Here is a 20,510-nt window from a genome sequence, read left to right on the forward strand (position 1 = left end):
TATCTCAATGATATATTGTATATTTGCGAACTCATAAAACTAAATAAACTTATAAAGTTTTGAGACAGATTTCATTCATCATATTATTTACATTTTTTATTGGAAGCGTCCGAGCGCAAAGTACCAGCGATTCTCTTGTAATGAACTACATGCAAGATATGGAAATACCGCTGACTTACAACAATAAAGTCGAACTATTGATGACCGGTCGTGAAAAGTTTATTGATTTATTCGAAACTATCCGCCATGCCCGGCACCACATTCATCTGGAATATTTCAATTTCCGTAACGACTCCATCGCCAATGCCCTTTTCGATTTACTGGCAGAAAAGGTAAAAGAAGGTGTAGAGGTACGTGCCATGTTCGATGCGTTCGGCAACTGGTCCAATAACCAGCCGTTGAAAAAACATCATTTGCAGGCGATAAAGGCACGCGGCATCGAACTCGTCAAGTTCGACCCCATCACCTTTCCCTATATCAACCATGCCATGCACCGCGACCACCGGAAGATAGTGGTTATCGACGGAAAAATCGGCTATACGGGCGGGATGAATATTGCCGACTATTACATCAACGGCTTGCCTAAAATCGGTAAATGGCACGACATACACATGCACATAGAAGGGGATGCCGTACGTTACCTGCAAGGTATCTTCCTGACTATGTGGAACAGGGAAACCGGACAACACATCGGCGGTCCGGCATACTTCCCCAACCTGCCCCAATTTCCGGACAGTATAGCCGAGGAGATTGCAATAGTAGACCGCACCCCGCGGGAAACACCCCGGTCTATCAGCCATGCCTATGCCGTTTCGATAGAAGCTGCTCAAAAAAATATCCAGATAGTAAACCCCTACTTCGTTCCGACGAAATCCATCCGTAAGGCTATCAAGAAAGCGTTAAAGAAAGGTACGGAAGTGGAGATTATGATACCGGCTGTATCGGATATTCCCTTTACGCCCGAAGCCTCTTTTTATATCGCACATAAATTGATGAAACGGGGAGCCAAAATTTACTTGTTCAAGGACGGATTTCACCATTCCAAAGTAATGATGGTAGACAGCACTTTCTGTACGGTAGGCACTGCAAACCTCAACAGCCGCAGCTTGCGCTACGATTATGAGACCAATGCTTTCATCTTCGACCCTTCAACAACGAACCAGTTGAACAGCATGTTCGAGAGGGACAAAAAGAACAGTACCTTGCTCACGCCCGAGATGTGGAAAAAGCGCTCCGGCTGGAAAAAGTTTCTCGGCTGGGTAGGAAATCTGCTGACTCCTTTCCTGTAAATCTTTTATAGTGCAAATTTTCAATATACCGAGAACTTTGCCTACCTTTGGCAAGGCTTTTAATAAGTAACTCCATGAAACAATATTTAGACTTACTCAACCGTGTACTGACTGAAGGCATAGAAAAAAGCGACCGCACCGGAACCGGTACAATCAGCGTATTCGGACACCAGATGCGTTTCAATATGGACGAGGGCTTCCCTTGTCTGACTACCAAGAAACTTCATTTGAAATCCATTATCCACGAACTGCTCTGGTTCCTGAAAGGCGATACAAACGTAAAATACCTGCAAGAGAACGGGGTACGCATCTGGAATGAATGGGCCGATGAGAATGGAGATTTGGGGCATATCTACGGTTACCAATGGCGTTCGTGGCCGGATTACAAAGGCGGAACCATCGACCAAATCAGTGAAGCGGTGGAAACAATCAAGCACAACCCCGATTCACGCCGTATCATAGTGAGTGCTTGGAACGTCGGCGATTTGGACAACATGAATCTGCCGCCTTGCCATGCATTCTTTCAGTTTTATGTAGCCAACGGACGACTCAGTCTGCAACTTTACCAACGCAGCGCGGATATTTTTCTGGGAGTACCTTTCAATATCGCATCGTACGCATTGCTCTTACAAATGGTAGCCCAAGTTACGGGATTGAAAGCCGGAGATTTTGTACATACCCTGGGAGATGCACATATCTATCTGAACCACTTGGAACAAGTGAAACTCCAACTGAGCCGTGAGCCGCGGACACTTCCGCAAATGAAAATAAATCCGGATGTAAAGAACATATTCGATTTCAAGTATGAAGACTTTGAATTGATCAATTACAATCCTCACCCGCATATTGCCGGAAAAGTAGCGGTATAGGAAAGAGAGCATTTTCTATCATTAAAAGACCACTTGATTACATCAGACAATATGATTAGCATTATCGCCGCAGTAGACCGACACATGGCTATCGGTTATGAAAACAAACTGTTATTCTGGCTTCCCAATGACTTGAAACGTTTCAAAGCACTTACTACCGGGAACACCATCATCATGGGACGGAAAACATTCGAATCACTCCCTAAAGGAGCTTTGCCAAACCGGCGCAATATCGTATTGTCTACCCGTCCCGACACCCTATGTCCGGGTGCGGAAATCTTCCCTTCTCTTGAAGAAGCTTTGAAGCACTGTAAACAGGATGAACAAATCTATATTATAGGTGGAGCCAGCGTATACCGCCAGGCCTTGCCATTGGCAGACGCACTCTGCCTGACAGAGATAGATGCCGAAGCTCCTCAAGCAGATGCCTACTTTCCGGAAGTAGCCCCTGAAATATGGCAAGAAAAAAGCAGGGAATCCCATCCTATAGATGAAAAACATCCCTGCCCTTATGCTTTTGTCAATTATATCCGTCGATAACCGGTAGGATTATTCATCCTCATCGTCTATCACTATCGGCATCTGACGTTTAATTGCCTCGTGGAATGAAATCAACGTTTCCGTACGAGACAACCCCAACGGTTGCAATTTATCATGAATAATGCTCAGCAAATGATGATTGTTCCGTGCATACAGCTTAATAAACATATCGTATTTACCGGTAGTAAAGTGACATTCCACGATTTCAGGAATGGCTTCCAGCGCTTTTGTCACGGCATCAAAAGTTGCGGGATCTTTTAAATAGATTCCGATATACGCACAAGTCTCATATCCTATCTTTTCCGGATCTATGACATATTCCGACCCTTTCAATATACCCAGATTTGTCAGTTTCTGAATACGTTGGTGAATAGCTGCTCCGGATACATTACAAGCTCTGGCAACTTCGAGGAAAGGAATACGCGCATTATCGGCAATCAGCTGCAATATCTGCTCGTCTAAAGTATCCAATTGATGATGTCCCATTTCTAATCTCAATAATTAATTTAATAAATTATTTTACCGTATTCCGCTACGGCAATGTGCAAAGTTAGCGATTTTTTCATGAATAAAAATACGAATTATAACTTTTCTTGCTAAAATGAGAATAATCATATATTCAGAGGATGCCAGGATTATTATATAACACACAGACAAAAAGATGTAACATACCTTTGAAGCAGATTAATACAAAATGTATTCCTTTGCAACAGAAAACATAAATCATGAAAAACATAATTATATGTAACGCAGACAAAAAAAGATGTAACATACTTTTGAAGCAGATTAATACAAAATGTATTCCTTTGTAACAGAAAACACAAATCATGAAAAACATAATTAAATTATTTACAAATATGAAAGCTACTTTAATTTCTTTAGCATTTTGCTCGTTACTCTCGACAACTTCCTTATCACAAGAATTATCATTGAACATGCCTATCATCCAAACTAAGTACACTGCCGACCCGGCTCCTATTGTATACAATGACACTGTCTATCTTTTTACCAGCCACGATGAGGATGATGGAGAGAATTTTCACATGAAGGATTGGCTCCTCTATACCTCTACCGATATGGTGAACTGGCAAGATCGTGGCGCCGTAGCCTCTCTCAAAGATTTCAAATGGTACAAAGGCGATAACGGTGCCTGGGCACAGCAAGTAGTTCGCCGCAACGGCAAATGGTATATGTATTGCCCCATTCATGGCAACGGCATTGGTGTACTAGTGTCCGACTCCCCTTACGGTCCTTTTAAAGATCCCATAAACAAGCCGCTGGTATGGCAAAAGGAACACTGGTATGATATTGACCCCACAGTATATATTGATGATGACGGCCAGGCCTATATGTATTGGGGTAACCCGAATCTCTATTGTGTGAAACTGAATGAAGATATGATTTCCTACTCAGGCGAAATCATGGAGTTACCCCATATTGAGGATTATCAGGAAGGTCCTTGGTTCTATAAGCGCAACGGACATTACTATTTAGCTTTTGCCTCTACATGCTGTCCTGAGGGTATCGGCTATGCCATGAGTAAAAACCCGCTTGGACCATGGGAGTATAAAGGGCATATTATGGACCATACTCCACGGACTCGTGGCAATCACCCCGGTATCATCGATTACAAGGGCAAATCTTACTGTTTTGGGCAAAACTATGATATCTTCCGTTTGGAAACAAGCCGTCACGCAGAACGTCGCTCGGTGTCGGTTGCTGAAATGGAGTATAACCCTAACGGTACCATCCGCATGCTGCCTTATTTTCACGAATGTAAATTGGAACAGATTGAGAAATTCAATCCCTATCGTAAAGTAGAAGCAGAAACGATGGCTTGGGGCTTCGGACTGAAGACCACTCCCAAGAATATCTGGAGTCACGAACGCTGGAACCAACTGGTAACAAGTATAGATGACGGCGAATATCTAATGGTGAAAGGGGTTGATTTTGGAAAAGGAGCCAAGACGTTTAAAGTCTCCGCTTCTGCTCACCTATATGGCGGCATATTGGAAATTCACATTGACCAAAAAGATGGTCCATGTGTCGGCACAGTGAATATATCACATACGAAGAGTGAACTTCGCGAGTTTACGACGTCTGTTGTGAACTTGAACGGCGTACACGATCTCTATTTTGTTTTTAAAGGTGGGAAAGAACTGAAAAAGAACTTATTCATGTTGGACTGGTGGACATTCGAGTAAAGAATACACTGTAATTCAAGTCACTCATTGACAGAAATAAAATATAAAACATGACACAAAAAACACTGTTTTTATTTGTTTTGCTGATCGGTTGTCTTACGGTCTTTGCTCAAAATGATTCTCCTAAAAGTAATTGTGTGAATATCGAATTGCCTACAGGAAAACTTTCTTTACAACCACTTAATCAGAATACGGTGCGCGTAAGGTTCACCAAAGGACAGGCTGTTCCGAAAGAAGAATTAATCTATACAGAAGATGTAGCGTCTCCTGCATATAAAGTGAAAGAGAATAATACCTCACTGAGACTTTCACTTGAAAAAATGATTGTAGTTTATGACAAACAGCGTCATACACTGACTTTCACCGATGCTAAAGGGCAAATTATCTTGCAGGAAAAAGAAGGAGGGCGTTTATTGAAAAGTTCCACTGTTCAAGGCGAACCAGCCTTTTGGGCCGAACAACATTTCTTATCACCGGCTGATGAATACTTGTTTGGCACAGGACAATTTCAAGATGGTTATTTAAATGTGCGGGGACTAAGCAGACGCCTTACACAAGTTAATACACAGATCGCAATTCCTTTTATTCTTTCCAGCAAAGGATATGGCATTCTATGGAATAACTATGGTTTGACTGACTTTAATCCTGCTGATGAGTCTGTAAAGTTATTACCGGCAAAGACAGAGGGACAAGCCGTTACAGTGGACGCGACAAGTACAAAAGGCAATAAACGTGAGACACGTCTCTTCAAGTCATTCACAGCAACATTCAGTGTTCCGGCCGACGGACAGTACGGATTGCTGTTGGATGTAGGGCAGCGTATGGCACGCAAACATTACATCGCTATTGATGGAAATAAAATTGTCGATGTGAATAATTTGTGGCTCCCTCCTACAACTTCCGTTATAGTAGAATTATCGAAAGGAGAACATACTGTTGAAGTACAGGGCGTAAAAGAAGATTCCCCCGTATTATATTGGAGACAAGTAACTGATGAGACTGTCTTCCGTTCTCCGGTAGCACATTCTTTGGACTATACCGTATTCTCCGGAAATGCCGATGAAATAATAGCCGGTTACCGTCAGTTGACAGGCAAAGCGCCTATGCTGCCGCTTTGGGCATTAGGCTATATTCATTGCCGGGAACGTTATAATACACAAGCGGAGCTGTTGGAAAATGCACATGAATTTAGGAAACGGAAGCTCCCTGTGGATGTGATCGTACAAGATTGGCAATGGTGGGGAAAGTACGGGTGGAATGCCATGCAATTCGATGAAAGCAAATATCCGGATCCCGGCAAAATGGTATGTGAGCTTCATAACATGAACATACACCTGATGTTGTCCGTTTGGTCTAAAATAGATAAGCAATCGGCACTTGGAAAGCAAATGGAGTCTAAAGGTTTTTACATTCCCGGCACAGATTGGATTGATTTTTTCAATCCTGATGCAGCAGCTTTTTATTGGCATAATTTTAGCAGTAAACTATTGAAGCCCTACAAAATTGATGCGTGGTGGCAGGACGCTACCGAACCGGAAAATGATGATTTACTGAACCGGCGAATAAACAATGGGGAAACCCCAGGTGAATTCTACCGCAATGTTTATCCGCTTTTTGTGAATAAAACCGTCTATGAAGGCTTACGTAAGGATGATCCGGATCGGCGTGCTATGATATTAACCCGAAGCGGGTTCTCCGGTATACAACGATATGGTGCAGTAACATGGTCGGGAGACGTAGGCAATGACTGGGAAACACTTCGTCGGCAAATAGCTGGCGGATTAGGGCAAATGGCTACCGGTCTGCCTTGGTGGACCTATGATGCAGGCGGCTTTTTCCGCCCTTCCGACCAGTATACGAATAAAGATTACCAAGAACGAATGTTGCGTTGGATACAGACCGGAACCTTCCTGCCATTGATGCGTATTCATGGTTATATGAGTCAGACAGAGCCTTGGCGGTACGGAGAACAAGTGGAACACATTGTTTCCGACTTCTTAGACCTACGTTATCGCCTATTACCCTATATATATTCACATACTGCATTAGTTTCACACCAAGGAGGTACTTTTATGCGTCCGCTGATATTTGATTTTTCACAAGATAAGGAGGCTTTGAAACAGCAGAATGAGTATATATTTGGAAAATCCTTACTGATTAATCCCATAACCCAGGGCAATATACAAAGCTGGAAAACCTACCTTCCCGAACATGCGGCAGGATGGATTGATTTTTGGAATGGAGAGACCTATGAGGGAGGGCAATACGTGGATATTCCGGCATCAATAGAGAAAATCCCGGTATTTGTAAAAGCCGGTACTATATTACCGTTAGGCATGAAAAAGCAATATGCTTCGGAAAATCTTAACGCCCCCTTAGAGATACACATTTATCCGGGTGAAGACGCTTCATTCATTTTATACGAGGATGAGGGAGATAATTACAATTATGAAAAAGGGGCATATAGCAACATCCGTTTTAACTGGAATGACCGTAAACGAGTATTGACGATAGAAGAACGACAAGGAGAATATCCCGGCATGCAGGCCAACAGGACTTTCCGTATCATAAGTCCGTCTGCGGAAAAAACAGTCGTATACCAAGGTAAAAGGATGAAAATCCAATTGCCATAACCTATTGCAAAAATAAAAAAGTGTTTGTTTAACGATACAAGAAAATTAAAAATGATATGTATTTATCAAGAAATATATGGCTTGTACTAATTGTCATCATGATCAGCTCATGCAGTACAGAAACATTTAACGTAACCTCTCCTACCGGCAAACTAGAAGTTACAGTGGAGCCTATGAGGGGAAATGCTTATGACAAGATAACTTTTTCTGTGAACTATAACGGAAAAACGATCCTTTCTGAAACAGAATTGGGTTTAGAAACAGATGTTCAGAAGTTTTATGGAAATTTGAAGCTGAAATCTGTTTCCAAGGCAAAACGAATCATCGATGATTACACAATGATAACAGGAAAGCGCAGTCATTGCATCAACGAAGCCTTTGAAAGGACATATTCTTTTGAAAACCAAAAAGGTAACACTTTGAATATTATATTCAGAGCCTATGACAATGGGGTCGTTTTCAGATATGAAATTAATACGATTGCAGACAAGGAATATGTCGTTGATGAATATACGGCATATAATATTCCGCAAGGAGCCAAAAGATGGATGCAACAATACGATCCCGGATACGAAAAGTTTTTTCCGGTATCAACAGATGGAAAACTCCCCGGCCGTCCCAAAGTTAACTCTTGGGGATATCCCGGACTCGTAGAGTTACAGGATTCTGTATTTGTACTGATAACAGAAGCAAATATCAGACGTGGACATTGCGGTTCTCTCTTATTTAACGGTGATAACAATGACAGATACCAAGTGAAACTTGCTGATAAAAAACAGGTCGCTGAAAGAACATGGATTTCTCCTTGGAGGGTACTCATTATAGGAGGTTTGTCTGATATTGTGGAGTCAACATTGGTAACTGACGTCTCTGACCCTTCTAAAGTAGAGTATACAGAATGGATAAATCCCGGTATGGTATCTTGGATATACTGGGCATACAACCATGGCTCTAAGGATTATCAAAAAGTCAAAGAGTATATTGATTTGGCAGCTGAAATGCATTGGCCTTACAATTTGATTGATTGGGAATGGAATGAAATGAGCAATGGAGGCAATCTTCAAGATGCTGTGAAGTATACTTTGAACAAGGGTATTAAGCCCCTGCTATGGTATAACTCAAGTACAAACTGGATTGGTCCCGGTCCCTTGTTCCGTCTAAATAAAAAGCAAGACCGGGAAAAAGAATATGCATGGCTGAGCGAAATGGGAATTGCCGGTATTAAAGTAGACTTCTTCTCGGGTGACAGTGTTTCTACCATGAATTACTATATAGATTTGCTCGAAGATGCCATAAAATATAAACTAATGCTTAATTTTCATGGGGCTACTATTCCGCGAGGGTGGCAACGTACATATCCCCACATGATGTCGGTTGAGGGGGTATATGGCGCCGAATGGTATAATAACGCTCCAATATTAACCAATCGGGCTGCCGAACATAACGCGACTTTGCCTTTTACAAGAAATGTTGTAGGGCCGATGGATTATACTCCGGGAACTTTTTCCAATTCTCAACATCCTCACATTACTTCATATGCCCATGAACTGGCATTGCCGGTCATTTTTGAATCAGCGCTGCAGCATATGCCGGACAGACCCTCTGTTTATTATGGCTTACCGGAACCAGTGAAGAGACTTTTGTCAGAATTGCCTGTTGCCTGGGATGATACAAAGTTATTAGCCGGTTATCCGGGAGAAGAAGTGATTATGGCACGTTGTAAAGGCGATACATGGTATATTGGAGGTATCAATGGCACTAATGAAACAAAAACACTTCATATATCATTGGATAAAATAGCTGTTAACGGTAAGATAATCTCTATATTCAAAGATGGTATAGATGACAAACATTTTGCCATTGAAGAAAATATCCCTTTGGCAAATGTTAAATCAGGCCTGACAATAGAGTGTTTGCCACGTGGTGGTTTTGTAGCCGTCATAAAATAATCTAAATCTCACAGTAGGCATTTATTATATTTCGGCATTATCACATTTAATATAAATGATAGATATGGAATTCAAAATAGAGTTTCGTGTCTATCATTTATATTAAATGTGATAATGCCGAAATAATCGTATATTTGTGAAATGATTAAATTATTATGGACATGAAAAAGCATATCTTATTCTTACTCTGTTTAATAGCTGTATCATCTACCCGCGCACAAGTCTTTGCCGACCATTTTGCAGATAAAACCCTTCGCGTCGATTATATCTTTAACGGCAATGCATCCAGGCAAGCTATCTGTCTGGACGGGTTATCCGCTCTCCCCACCTGGGCAGGAAGAAAGCATCATCTGGCGGAACTCCCGTTGCAAGGCAACGGGCAGATTGTTATGCGCAATGCAGCCAGCGGAAAGACTATTTATACTACCTCTTTCTCCTCACTCTTCCAGGAATGGCTGGAAACGGACGAAGCCCGGAATGTAACTAAAGGATTTGAAAATACATTTCTCCTTCCCTACCCGCTTCAGCCGGTTGAAATAGAAATAACCCTGCTCGACCCACGCCGCAATGTCCGCGCATCCATGAAACACATCGTGCATCCAAACGATGTATTGATAGAGCAAAAAGGAAATTCACACATCACACCGCATAAATACCTCCTGCACAACGATAGTCCGGAAAAGTGCATCGATGTAGCCATTCTTGCAGAAGGATATACACTCCAAGAAATGCAGACATTCTATGAAGATGCCGATATCGCTTGCAAAAGCATTTTCGACCACGAACCTTTCAAATCCATGAAGAAACGGTTCAATGTAGTAGCCGTAGCCAGTCCTTCCACAGATAGCGGAGTCAGCGTGCCAAGATTGAACGAGTGGAAACATACTGCCTTCGGTTCACATTTCAGCACGTTCTATTCCGACCGTTATTTAACAACATCACGCGTAAAAGCAATTCATGATGCTTTAGCCGGAATACCCTATGAACACATTATCATATTGGCTAATACGGAAGAATATGGCGGTGGCGGTATCTATAACTCATACACCCTCACAACAGCCCATCACCCGATGTTCCGACCGGTAGTAGTACATGAATTCGGACACAGTTTCGGCGGACTTGCCGATGAATACTTCTATGATAATGATGTCATGACCGATACCTATCCCTTGGATATAGAACCGTGGGAGCAGAACATCAGTACACAAGTGGACTTTGCAGCCAAGTGGAAAGACATGCTTAGTGAAAATACTCCCGTTCCCACTCCGGCAGAGGTAAGCGAAAACTATCCGACAGGCGTGTATGAAGGCGGCGGTTATTCAGCGAAAGGAATCTTCCGACCGGCAGAGAATTGCCGCATGCGCACCAATGAATATCCGGCTTTCTGCCCTGTGTGCCAACGCGCTCTTCGCAGAATTATTGAGTTTTATACCGAATAATAAAAAACAAATTTTAAAGAACCTGCTTATGATTAAATTTCAACGCATCACCACCACAGATGCAGCCTTGTACAAGTACATGGAGCAGTTGATGACTGCTTCTTTCCCTTCTGAAGAATATCGTCCATTGGAAGAATTGCGTAATTATACAGATAGCAAACCGCATTTTTACTGTAACATTATTCTCCATCAAAATACTCCGGTAGGCTTTATTACCTACTGGGATTTCGGACATTTCTGCTATGTAGAGCATTTTGCCATTGACCCGTCTCAACGCAATGGAGGTCATGGCAAAAACGTTTTAAACCAATTATGTCACCAGCTAAAGAAACCCATTATCCTGGAAGTGGAAATGCCGGAAGAAGAAATGGCAATACGCCGAATCAATTTCTACAAACGGCAAGGTTTTACATTATGGGAAAAGCCGTACATGCAACCGCCTTATAAATCCGGAGATGATTACCTTCCCATGCTATTAATGGCTTATGGCGATTTAGAATGCGATAAAGACTTCGAACAGGTAAAAAAGTGCATCTATCGGGAAGTATACAACACTAAATAAATAGGAACACTCATTCTTCCAAAGTTCCCATACATAATAAAATAAAGGTCGCCTGTTTTTACAAGCGACCTTTATTCAATATAGTCTGAACTAACTTTACTGACGCGGCTGCGCAGAATAGTTAATCTTCAATGCATACGCTTTACGAAGAGCCTCTTTGATATCTGTTACGATACCCATTTTCGTATCTTGGTCAACTTTCAAAGACACTGTCATCTGCGGCTGATCCTCTTCCTTCATACTAGCACGTTCACCAATAATATAGTCTTGGATTGCTGCAACTTCAGCATAACTGTCATTCAACTGGATACGGCTTTCATTACCTAATTTCTTACGGAATTCAGCAGTAGGTTTTCCTACATAGATAAACGTAACCAAAGACTTCTTTTCAAGTTTTTCCAACTCTGTAGCTTGCGGAACCTTAAACTCAACCTTTAATGTTACCTCACGCATAGTTGTTACAATCATGAAGAAGAACAACAGGGTGAAGATAAGGTCAGGCAGAGAAGAAGTGTTCAACGCCGGCATTTCTTTTTTACCAGTCTTATTAAATTTTCCCATTACTTCTTATCTCCGTATTTTTTAGGTTCTGCCTCAGAGATCTTCTGAGGATAAATGTCACGAATTGCTTTTTGTTGATCGTCATTCAAATCAACATAGTTCTTTTGCCATTTTTCCTGAGCCAACTCATCACGTAACTCATTGTATGCTGCAACCAGCTCGTTTTGTACAGCAAGATATGCCTTATAAGAAGAACCACGGTCGCAACGCAAAGAAATTACATGCTTTTCCGTAATCATCATGTTACCAAAGAAAGGAATATCCTTTGCATGTTTTTCCGGTTTGGTTTCATCGTTATACGGATTGGCAATAAATTCTTTTGCTTTAGCACGTAACTGATCTGTTGTGATATAATCGTTTCCGCACATCAACTGGTCGTTCATATTCAAGAAGACCTGCAACACGTTGCGTTCCTTCAACTTAATATCGTCAGTATTTTGGTTCTGCTCCGGTGGTGGCGGCAAACGTCTTGCCAAACCACGGTCAGTATCCATTGACGTTGTAATCAAGAAGAAGATCAACAACAGGAAAGCAATATCCGCCGTAGAACTTGAGTTAATATCAGGAACTTTTCTTTTTCCTTTTGCCATTGTAATTACTCTTTAAATTGAGTTATCTCAATTGATTATGATAATTTCTTCTTAATACTACTAAAAATGATAGCAAGCACTGTTGCACCAAACAGGATGTAGATAGAATAAAGGAACATATCAGTGATCTTCAACCAGAACGGAACATTGTCCGTACCGTCATAACCCGGGATATTAAGCGGTTCATCACTACCCATAGCCCATGCTATAACAACAACTGCAACCAATACGATTACACCGATCAAAGACTTCAATGCATTTCCCGGATTATCTTTCAAGGCAGTTCCGAACTGGAACAGGAAAGCAGCCACTGTAGCAACGACAGCGATACCAAACAAACCGTACATCAAGAAGAGCAGTGCATCGGTTTGGGCGGGTTGCCACATTTCAGAGTCAACGCTCATAAGTACTGCATCGCCCTGAGCATCTCCACCGAAGTAGAACAAGCCCAACACTACCAGAATGGCAGCGAACATTACGTACAGTACGTAGTATGATACTTTATATGATAACTTAGCCATTTTACTTATTTTTTGTATTTCAAGTCATATTTGATAACCATATCCAACAGTGAGATAGAAGAATCTTCCATTTCGCTGGTCAAAGCTTCAATCTTAGACAGGATATAGTTATAGAATACCTGCAGAATCAAAGCAACGATCAAACCGAAGATAGTTGTAATCAAGGCAACCTTCATACCACCTGCTACAACCGTCGGAGAGATATCACCTACTTGTTGGATCTTATCAAATGCCTGCACCATACCGATTACAGTACCCAAGAATCCTAATGACGGAGCCATTGCGATAAACAGTGTGATCCAAGAGCAACCTTTTTCCAGGTAACCAGCCTGTACACCACCGTAAGATACAACTGACTTTTCAACTACATCGATACCCTGATCGATTCTCATCAAACCCTGATAGTAGATAGAAGCGATAGGACCTCTTGTGTTGCGTGCAATGTCTTTGGCAGCTTCAACATCACCTTTTTCCAAAGCAGCTTCGATAGCGGCAATAAACTTCTTGGTGTTGATTTCAGCCAAACTCAAGTAAATGATACGCTCGATACAGAAAGCAAGACCGATAACCAATGCGATAGCAACCAAACTCATGAAAGATGCAGTACCTTCAATAAATTTAGTCTTGATTTCTTTGTGAATACCGCCTTCTTCAGCTACAACAGGAGCGGCAGCTTCATCAGCAGGAGCTGCTTGTGCTGCAGGAGCAGCTTGTTCTGTTTGTTCAGCAGCAGGAGCATCTTGAGCCTGAGCAAGTTGAGTTGAGCCAAATGTTAAGACTCCCATCACAGCAACAATTGCAAATAACTTTTTCATTGTGTGTCTAATTTTTAAGATTAATTAATTAAATTACTTATTATGTTTATTTATTGTTCTTCTCTTATTTTAAAACTTCGCGGAGAGACGGGGATTCGAACCCCGGATACCCTTTAGGGGTATACACGCTTTCCAGGCGTGCCTCTTCAACCACTCGAGCATCTCTCCAATCAACATCTATTCTGAAATCGGGTGCAAATTACAAAAAAAATGCGAACCGCGAGCGTTTTCAGCTACAAATGTATTCTTTTTTTTGTTCTTCCACTGCATTCTCAAAGTTTTATCCGCAAGAAAATCTCAAAATTAATAAACTTTAAAATCTTCGGAACGTTATTTGAGCATTCCAAACACTTTTAAAGCGTTTTCAGAAGTGATACGGCCTATTTCTTCAGGCGAATTTCCGTATATTTCCGCTACTTTTAACAGAGTATCCTTTACATTCGCACTCTCGTTTCTTTTACCCCGGTTCGGCACGGGAGTTAGATAAGGAGAATCAGTTTCAAGAACAATCCGTTCCAAGGGGATATTTTGCAAAACTTCCGGCAATCCCGATTTCTTAAATGTCACCACACCGTTAATCCCAATGAAGAAATTAGAAAACTCCAGCATACGGAATGCCTCTTCCCGTGTTCCCGTAAAACTATGGAAAATCCCCCTTAGAGAAGACGTTTTATACGGTTTCAATATATCATATATATAGTCGAATGCCTCCCGGCAATGAATCACTACGGGTAATCCATACTCCAACGCCCACCGCACCTGCCGTTCAAAGACAATCTGCTGTTCCTCCAAGTAAGTTTTATCCCAATAAAGATCCATGCCTATTTCACCGATTGCGACATAACCGTCCGGCATTGCCAGATGTCCGGCCACAACAGCCAGTTCCTTCTCATAACCGGCATCCACGGAAGTGGGATGCAGCCCTATCATCGGAAAACAATACCCCTTGTACTCCGAACAGACCTTAAGCATGGGTTCAATAGTGGTACTGTCTATATTGGGCATAAAAATATGGGTGACTCCCGCTTCCCGGGCGCGCATCATCACCTGCGGCAAATCCGATTGGAAGTCCTCCAAAAAAAGGTGGGAATGTGAATCTACTAATTTCATTTTGTAATCTCTTCTTTTTCACCGGTACGGTAATAATAAATCAAGCCATAAGCGCGACACAACTCCAGACGTTTTTCATTCGGCATAACCTCTGCGTATTTCCGTTCCACCTGATTCCAGATATCCAGAATCAGAGCATCGGCTTCGGAGCGCATGGAAGCAAGAGCTTCCAGACTGCGCGCTGTCAGCGCCTGCAAGTTCCTCTGTCTCTCGTAGCTCTCCATGAAAATATCATAATGTACCCTGACTTTGGCAATGGTAGGATTATAAATAGGAATTCCGCCTTGGGAAATGCGCCGGCTCTCGCCTTCCACTATTTTACGTCCCCACTCTGCAAGGGCTGTCTCCGTAGACAAATCCGGAACATTATTGTTCCTCATATCCAAGCCGTAGAACTCCTTATGAACGGTACGCACCTCCGAACGAATCACTGCCAGATTCAGTACCTGGATAAAATGCGATATGTAAAGACGGGCAGTCTTTACATTCGCCTGATGCTTACGGCCCGCCTTTGACTGACGCTCAAAACATTCCACATAATACGAATGCGCCGCTTCAAACTTTACCAGGAAATTCCGGGCATCCGTAAGTACCTTCAGAGACACAGCCAAATCATACACATTATATGTATCACCTTTGGCAACAACGGCTTTCAACGCACGTATTCTTGCCTGATCTGTATTTGGTAATCTTCTATAAGGCATTCTAATCGGCTACTGACAATTACACTTCCCGGTACATCAACTCCTTTATAAGTCTATCCAGTTCTCTTTTCCTCTCAGCCGTCACATTCACGGCAGCCAGGCTCTCCAAAGCCTTATTGTTATATTCCGACATTTTGTTTTCACAAAGGACTTTAACCCCTATCCGGTTATACAAACCGGTTACAGCCTCTATCTTCTCAGTCGGGTCAAAGTCCGTAACGGTTATCCAATGCTTCAATTTCGCAGCCTGCTCCTTATCCGCATGTTCCAAGGCCTTTATCAACATATAGGTTTTCTTGTTGCACAGGATATCGCCACCTATATTTTTACCAAATACGGCAGTATCGCCGTACACATCCAGCAAATCGTCTTTCAGCTGAAAAGCGACACCCATATTCATGCCAAAGTCATACAGCCGTTCCGCATCTTCATCAGAGGCACCGCCCAACAACGCTCCGATTTTCAAACTTGCCGCCAGCAGCACGGATGTTTTCAGACGAATCATCTCCAGGTATTCCTCCTCCTTCACATCGCTCCGCTGCTCAAAATCCATATCCATCTGCTGGCCTTCGCAAATTTCAAGAGCCGTCAGGCTGAACAAATCCATCACGGCCTTTAAGTGTTCGGCCGGACATTGCGCCATAAACTGATAAGCCAGCACCAGCATTGCGTCACCCGAAAGGATGGCCGTATTATCATTCCATACCTTATGCACCGTTTCTTTTCCGCGGCGTTTATCGGCACGGTCCATCAGGTCGTCATGCAGCAATGTATAATTATGATAGACCTCGATGCCTGTTGCCGGTGAGAATACAGGTCTGACATCTTCCTTATAAAGATTATAAGCCATCAGCATCAGCACGGGGCGGATTCTTTTTCCACCCATGGACAAAACATAGGCAACCGGGTCGTACAACCCTTTCGGAGTACGTTCAAACTGCAAATCCGCAATATGGGAATTTATTTTATCGAGAAGTTCGGAAGCTGTAAACATAAGTATTTCAAATTAGGAATGGCAGAGAATGAAAAGAGGCTGCCTAAAAGCAACCTCTTTACGCAATATTTAAATATATTAACTAAAAAAAACAAAATTACTGCAAGCGGAACATCACAGGTACTGTGTATTTAACACGTACCGCTTTACCACGCTGCATACCCGGTTTCCATTTCGGCATGGAGCTGATCACACGGATTGCCTCTTTATCCAAATACGGGTCAACACCTCTAAGCACTTTAGCATCTACGATACTACCGTCTCTGTTAACAACGAACTGTACGGTTACACGACCTTGAGTTCCGTTTTCCTGAGCGATAGTAGGATATTTGATGTTCTTGCTCAAATACTGCATCAAACCAGCCATACCACCGTTAGGGAATTCCGGCATCTGTTCTACTACCTCGAAGATAGTTTGTTCTTCCGGTTCTTCCTCTTCAACAGCTACGGGAACATATTTGATTTCCACAGCCTGATTGGTTTCTTCAGATGTAGCTATCGTGGTTTCCTCCACATCTGCGTCGTCATCCACGATTGTCAGGGTTTCTGCAATCGACGGAGCTTCGGGGGGCGGTGGAGCCACCTGCTCGGGTTGTTCCGTAATCGGAATGATTTCCTCTTCAAATACAAGGTCGGTAATTGCCTGGCTCGTATCAATCTTGATATCACGTTTTGTCCATTCGAATGCAACGAACATAAACGCGAGCACAATCACGTAACCGACAAGCAGCCAAGTTGACTTTTTGTTCTCCAAGTCTGCCTTAGGTGTCTTTTTAATTTCCATAATTTATACTATAATTATTAGTGTTTCTCATTTTGGGCAAATATAGCACTTTTCCCATGATTGTTCTTGCCCGGCTGTGTTTTTTTACACAATAAGCAAGGCATTTTTATTTTTTTAATTCTTCAAAAGCCTTCGTCAGCTTTTGTAGCGCAAAAGTAACGAGATATTTTAAAAATACCGTATCTTTGGCAAGAATTTTAAATGAAACGTTCAAAAAAATCTACCGAGAGAGAGATTCCTATATAAATTATGGTATAAAATCATTTCATATGAAAAAGATAACAATCGCAATCGACGGCTTCTCTTCGTGCGGAAAAAGCACAATGGCCAAGGACCTCGCCCGTGAAATCGGCTATATTTATATCGACAGCGGAGCCATGTACCGTGCCGTCACTTTATATAGTATGGAGAACGGTATCTTCACAGCCGAGGGCATCGATACGGAAAAACTGAAAAAGCAGATCAACAACATCCGCATATCCTTTCAGCTAAACCCGGAAACGGGACGTCCCGACACCTACCTGAACGGCATCAATGTGGAAAAGAAAATCCGCACAATGGAAGTATCCTCCCGCGTCAGTCCCATTGCCGCCCTCGACTTTGTGCGCGAAGCAATGGTGGCCCAACAACAGGAAATGGGCAAAGCCAAAGGCATTGTCATGGACGGTCGCGACATCGGCACTACCGTATTTCCGGATGCCGAACTTAAGATATTCGTAACTGCCTCTCCCGAAATCCGTGCACAGCGCAGATACGATGAACTGAAAGCCAAAGGAGAGGAAGCCGGTTTCGACGAAATCCTGGAGAATGTGAAGCAGAGGGATTATATAGACCAGAACAGGGAAGTGAGTCCGCTCCGCAAAGCCGACGACGCACTGCTGCTCGACAACAGCCACATGACCATTTCCCAACAAAAGGAATGGCTGGCAGAACAGTTCGAAAAAGTGTGCAAATCATAACGCAAAAAACTGCAATATGGCAAAAGTGGAAATAGATGAAGGTTCCGGCTTCTGCTTCGGGGTAGTTACCGCAATCAATAAAGCAGAAGAAGAGTTATCCAAAAGCGGAACATTATACTGTTTGGGAGACATTGTGCACAACAGCCGTGAAGTGGAGCGTTTGAAAGCAATGGGGCTTATCACCATCAACCACGAGGAGTTCAACCGCCTGCATAATGCCAAAGTTTTATTGCGGGCACACGGCGAACCACCCGAAACCTATATAACCGCCAGGCGCAACAATATTGAAATAATCGACGCCACTTGTCCGGTGGTTCTCCGCTTACAAAAGAAAATCAAGCAGGAGTATATCCAGGAAGACAATGAGGACAAACAAATCGTCATATACGGAAAGAACGGACATGCAGAAGTCCTGGGACTGGTGGGGCAAACCACAGGAAAAGCAATTGTTATAGAAAAGCTGGAAGAAGCCAAGTCACTTGATTTCAGCAAGAGCATACGCCTCTACTCGCAAACCACCAAGTCGCTGGATGAATTTCAAAAAATCGTGGAATACATAAAGGAACATATATCCTCCGATGTCACTTTCGAATATTACGACACCATATGCCGGCAAGTAGCCAACCGCATTCCCAACATCCGGAAATTCGCAGCTTCGCACGATTTGGTATTCTTCGTCAGCGGCAAGAAAAGTTCCAATGGAAAAATCCTGTTCAACGAATGCAAGAAGGTAAATCCCAACTCGCACCTTATCGACAGTGCGGAAGAGATAGACAACCGGTTACTCATTGGCACAGAGTCCATTGGTATTTGTGGAGCCACTTCCACTCCCAAATGGCTGATGGAAGAAATATCCAAGGCAATAAAATCACGAATTTAAAAAGCTTTTGTTATCTTTGCGAGCAGATTTTTTTAAGGTAATTATTAACACTAAATAAAGAGATTGTTATGGGAACAATTAAGTGTATCGGTATTTTAACATCGGGCGGCGACGCTCCGGGAATGAATGCGGCTATCCGTGCGGTAACACGTGCGGCTATCTACAACGGACTTCAGGTTAAAGGCATATATAGAGGTTACAAAGGCTTGGTAACCGGTGAAATCAAAGAATTCAAGAGCCAGAATGTAAGTAACATCATCCAATTGGGCGGTACTATCCTGAAAACAGCACGCTGTAAAGAGTTTACCACGCCCGAAGGACGGCAGATAGCATACGATAACATGAAGAAAGAGGGTATCGATGCTCTGGTGGTTATCGGTGGCGACGGCTCTCTGTCCGGTGCACGCATCTTTGCGCAGGAATTCGATGTGCCCTGTATCGGTCTGCCGGGAACCATCGACAACGACCTGTACGGAACGGATACCACAATCGGTTACGACACCGCCCTGAATACGATTTTGGATGCCGTAGACAAAATCCGCGACACCGCAACTTCTCACGAACGTCTTTTCTTCGTCGAGGTTATGGGACGCGATGCCGGTTTCCTTGCCTTGAACGGCGCTATCGCATCCGGAGCCGAGGCTGCCATCATACCGGAATTCAGCACGGAAGTGGACCAATTGGAAGAGTTCATCAAGAACGGTTTCCGGAAGTCTAAGAACAGCAGCATCGTGCTCGTTGCCGAAAGTGAACTGACCGGTGGTGCAATGCACTATGCGGAACGTGTGAAAAACGAATATCCCCAATACGATGTACGCGTCACAATCCTCGGACACTTGCAGCGTGGCGGCAGTCCTACGGCACATGACCGTATCCTTGCCAGCCGATTGGGTGCTGCCGCAATCGACGCCATCATGGAAGGACAACGTAATGTGATGATAGGCATAGAACACGATGAAGTGGTTTATGTACCTTTCACGAAAGCCATCAAAAACGACAAGCCGATCAAGAAAGACCTGGTTAATGTACTGAGGGAACTTTCCATTTAATAAAGCCCCGATAGGATAAACCCAAGAGGGCCGAAGTGGTTTTAACATTTTCTTTCAG

At 42.9% G+C, this 20,510-nt stretch carries 20 protein-coding genes and 1 tRNA gene; 11 read left to right on the plus strand and 10 right to left on the minus strand.

Annotated features, from left to right (window positions below; all coding sequences use genetic code 11):
• Nucleotides 1–98 precede the first annotated feature (98 nt).
• The 3 genes from cls (at nt 99) to H8S52_RS06670 (ending at nt 2,698) form a co-directional block, all read left to right on the plus strand.
• Nucleotides 99–1,289 (plus strand): cardiolipin synthase, encoded by a 1,191-nt coding sequence (cls, locus tag H8S52_RS06660; RefSeq protein WP_259301204.1) that lies wholly within the window; start codon nt 99–101, stop codon nt 1,287–1,289.
• A gap of 74 nt (nt 1,290–1,363) precedes the next feature.
• Complete coding sequence (locus H8S52_RS06665; RefSeq protein WP_186909517.1) at nt 1,364–2,158, plus strand: thymidylate synthase; 795 nt, start codon at nt 1,364–1,366, stop codon at nt 2,156–2,158.
• A gap of 51 nt (nt 2,159–2,209) precedes the next feature.
• The gene (locus H8S52_RS06670; protein WP_186909518.1) at nt 2,210–2,698 is read left to right on the plus strand and encodes a dihydrofolate reductase; all 489 of its coding nucleotides are present in this window, start codon (nt 2,210–2,212) and stop codon (nt 2,696–2,698) included.
• 9 nt (nt 2,699–2,707) lie between these two features.
• Here the strand turns inward: H8S52_RS06670 and H8S52_RS06675 are convergent, their stop codons facing one another.
• Entirely contained in the window at nt 2,708–3,184 is a 477-nt protein-coding gene (locus H8S52_RS06675; RefSeq protein ID WP_016661794.1) for an Lrp/AsnC family transcriptional regulator, read from the minus strand.
• Nucleotides 3,185–3,555: 371 nt separating this feature from the next.
• On the opposite strand from H8S52_RS06675, the gene H8S52_RS06680 reads away from it, so the two are divergent.
• The 5 genes from H8S52_RS06680 (at nt 3,556) to H8S52_RS06700 (ending at nt 11,485) form a co-directional block, all read left to right on the plus strand.
• Nucleotides 3,556–4,902, plus strand: a complete 1,347-nt coding sequence (locus tag H8S52_RS06680; RefSeq protein WP_255469999.1) for a glycoside hydrolase family 43 protein — start codon at nt 3,556–3,558, stop codon at nt 4,900–4,902.
• A 50-nt stretch (nt 4,903–4,952) separates the two neighbouring features.
• On the plus strand, nt 4,953–7,535 hold the full coding sequence (locus H8S52_RS06685) for a TIM-barrel domain-containing protein (protein WP_255470000.1): 2,583 nt from the start codon (nt 4,953–4,955) through the stop codon (nt 7,533–7,535).
• Nucleotides 7,536–7,591: 56 nt separating this feature from the next.
• Nucleotides 7,592–9,484, plus strand: coding sequence for a glycoside hydrolase family 97 protein (locus tag H8S52_RS06690; RefSeq protein WP_186909519.1), 1,893 nt, complete (start codon nt 7,592–7,594; stop codon nt 9,482–9,484).
• A gap of 161 nt (nt 9,485–9,645) precedes the next feature.
• The gene (locus H8S52_RS06695; protein ID WP_186909520.1) at nt 9,646–10,923 is read left to right on the plus strand and encodes an IgA Peptidase M64; all 1,278 of its coding nucleotides are present in this window, start codon (nt 9,646–9,648) and stop codon (nt 10,921–10,923) included.
• 28 nt (nt 10,924–10,951) lie between these two features.
• Nucleotides 10,952–11,485, plus strand: a complete 534-nt coding sequence (locus H8S52_RS06700; RefSeq protein WP_040316198.1) for a GNAT family N-acetyltransferase — start codon at nt 10,952–10,954, stop codon at nt 11,483–11,485.
• A gap of 96 nt (nt 11,486–11,581) precedes the next feature.
• Here H8S52_RS06700 and H8S52_RS06705 read toward each other — a convergent pair whose 3' ends face one another.
• From H8S52_RS06705 to H8S52_RS06745, 9 genes are all read right to left on the minus strand, one after another.
• Nucleotides 11,582–12,046, minus strand: a complete 465-nt coding sequence (locus tag H8S52_RS06705; protein ID WP_005657168.1) for a biopolymer transporter ExbD — start codon at nt 12,044–12,046, stop codon at nt 11,582–11,584.
• The gene (locus H8S52_RS06710) at nt 12,046–12,636 is read right to left on the minus strand and encodes a biopolymer transporter ExbD (RefSeq protein WP_117741151.1); all 591 of its coding nucleotides are present in this window, start codon (nt 12,634–12,636) and stop codon (nt 12,046–12,048) included. The genes H8S52_RS06705 and H8S52_RS06710 overlap by 1 nt, the downstream gene beginning before the upstream one ends.
• A gap of 35 nt (nt 12,637–12,671) precedes the next feature.
• Nucleotides 12,672–13,157, minus strand: a complete 486-nt coding sequence (locus tag H8S52_RS06715) for a hypothetical protein (RefSeq protein WP_005657172.1) — start codon at nt 13,155–13,157, stop codon at nt 12,672–12,674.
• Between the two features lie 5 nt (nt 13,158–13,162).
• The gene (locus tag H8S52_RS06720) at nt 13,163–13,972 is read right to left on the minus strand and encodes a MotA/TolQ/ExbB proton channel family protein (protein ID WP_005657173.1); all 810 of its coding nucleotides are present in this window, start codon (nt 13,970–13,972) and stop codon (nt 13,163–13,165) included.
• Between the two features lie 80 nt (nt 13,973–14,052).
• Nucleotides 14,053–14,140 (minus strand) — tRNA-Ser (locus tag H8S52_RS06725).
• 162 nt (nt 14,141–14,302) lie between these two features.
• Entirely contained in the window at nt 14,303–15,082 is a 780-nt protein-coding gene (locus tag H8S52_RS06730) for a TatD family hydrolase (protein ID WP_186909521.1), read from the minus strand.
• Nucleotides 15,079–15,786, minus strand: a complete 708-nt coding sequence (locus H8S52_RS06735; RefSeq protein WP_186909522.1) for a hypothetical protein — start codon at nt 15,784–15,786, stop codon at nt 15,079–15,081. Before H8S52_RS06735 ends, H8S52_RS06730 begins: the two co-directional genes overlap by 4 nt.
• Nucleotides 15,787–15,805: 19 nt before the next feature.
• A complete protein-coding gene (locus H8S52_RS06740; RefSeq protein ID WP_186909523.1) occupies nt 15,806–16,780 on the minus strand; it encodes a polyprenyl synthetase family protein in 975 nt (324 codons plus the stop codon).
• A 97-nt stretch (nt 16,781–16,877) separates the two neighbouring features.
• Nucleotides 16,878–17,564, minus strand: coding sequence for an energy transducer TonB (locus H8S52_RS06745; protein ID WP_005657177.1), 687 nt, complete (start codon nt 17,562–17,564; stop codon nt 16,878–16,880).
• Between the two features lie 269 nt (nt 17,565–17,833).
• Here H8S52_RS06745 and cmk point away from each other — a divergent pair, with 269 nt between their 5' ends.
• The 3 genes from cmk (at nt 17,834) to pfkA (ending at nt 20,452) form a co-directional block, all read left to right on the plus strand.
• On the plus strand, nt 17,834–18,523 hold the full coding sequence (gene cmk, locus H8S52_RS06750) for a (d)CMP kinase (RefSeq protein ID WP_117984164.1): 690 nt from the start codon (nt 17,834–17,836) through the stop codon (nt 18,521–18,523).
• Between the two features lie 16 nt (nt 18,524–18,539).
• The gene (locus tag H8S52_RS06755) at nt 18,540–19,403 is read left to right on the plus strand and encodes a 4-hydroxy-3-methylbut-2-enyl diphosphate reductase (RefSeq protein WP_022104034.1); all 864 of its coding nucleotides are present in this window, start codon (nt 18,540–18,542) and stop codon (nt 19,401–19,403) included.
• Between the two features lie 68 nt (nt 19,404–19,471).
• Nucleotides 19,472–20,452: a 6-phosphofructokinase gene (gene pfkA / locus H8S52_RS06760; RefSeq protein WP_005657182.1), complete on the plus strand. Its 981-nt coding sequence runs from the start codon at nt 19,472–19,474 to the stop codon at nt 20,450–20,452.
• Nucleotides 20,453–20,510 lie beyond the last annotated feature (58 nt).

Origin of the sequence: Bacteroides sp. NSJ-48, assembly GCF_014287405.1 — a bacterium.
Classification (GTDB): Bacteria; Bacteroidota; Bacteroidia; order Bacteroidales; family Bacteroidaceae; genus Bacteroides; species Bacteroides stercoris.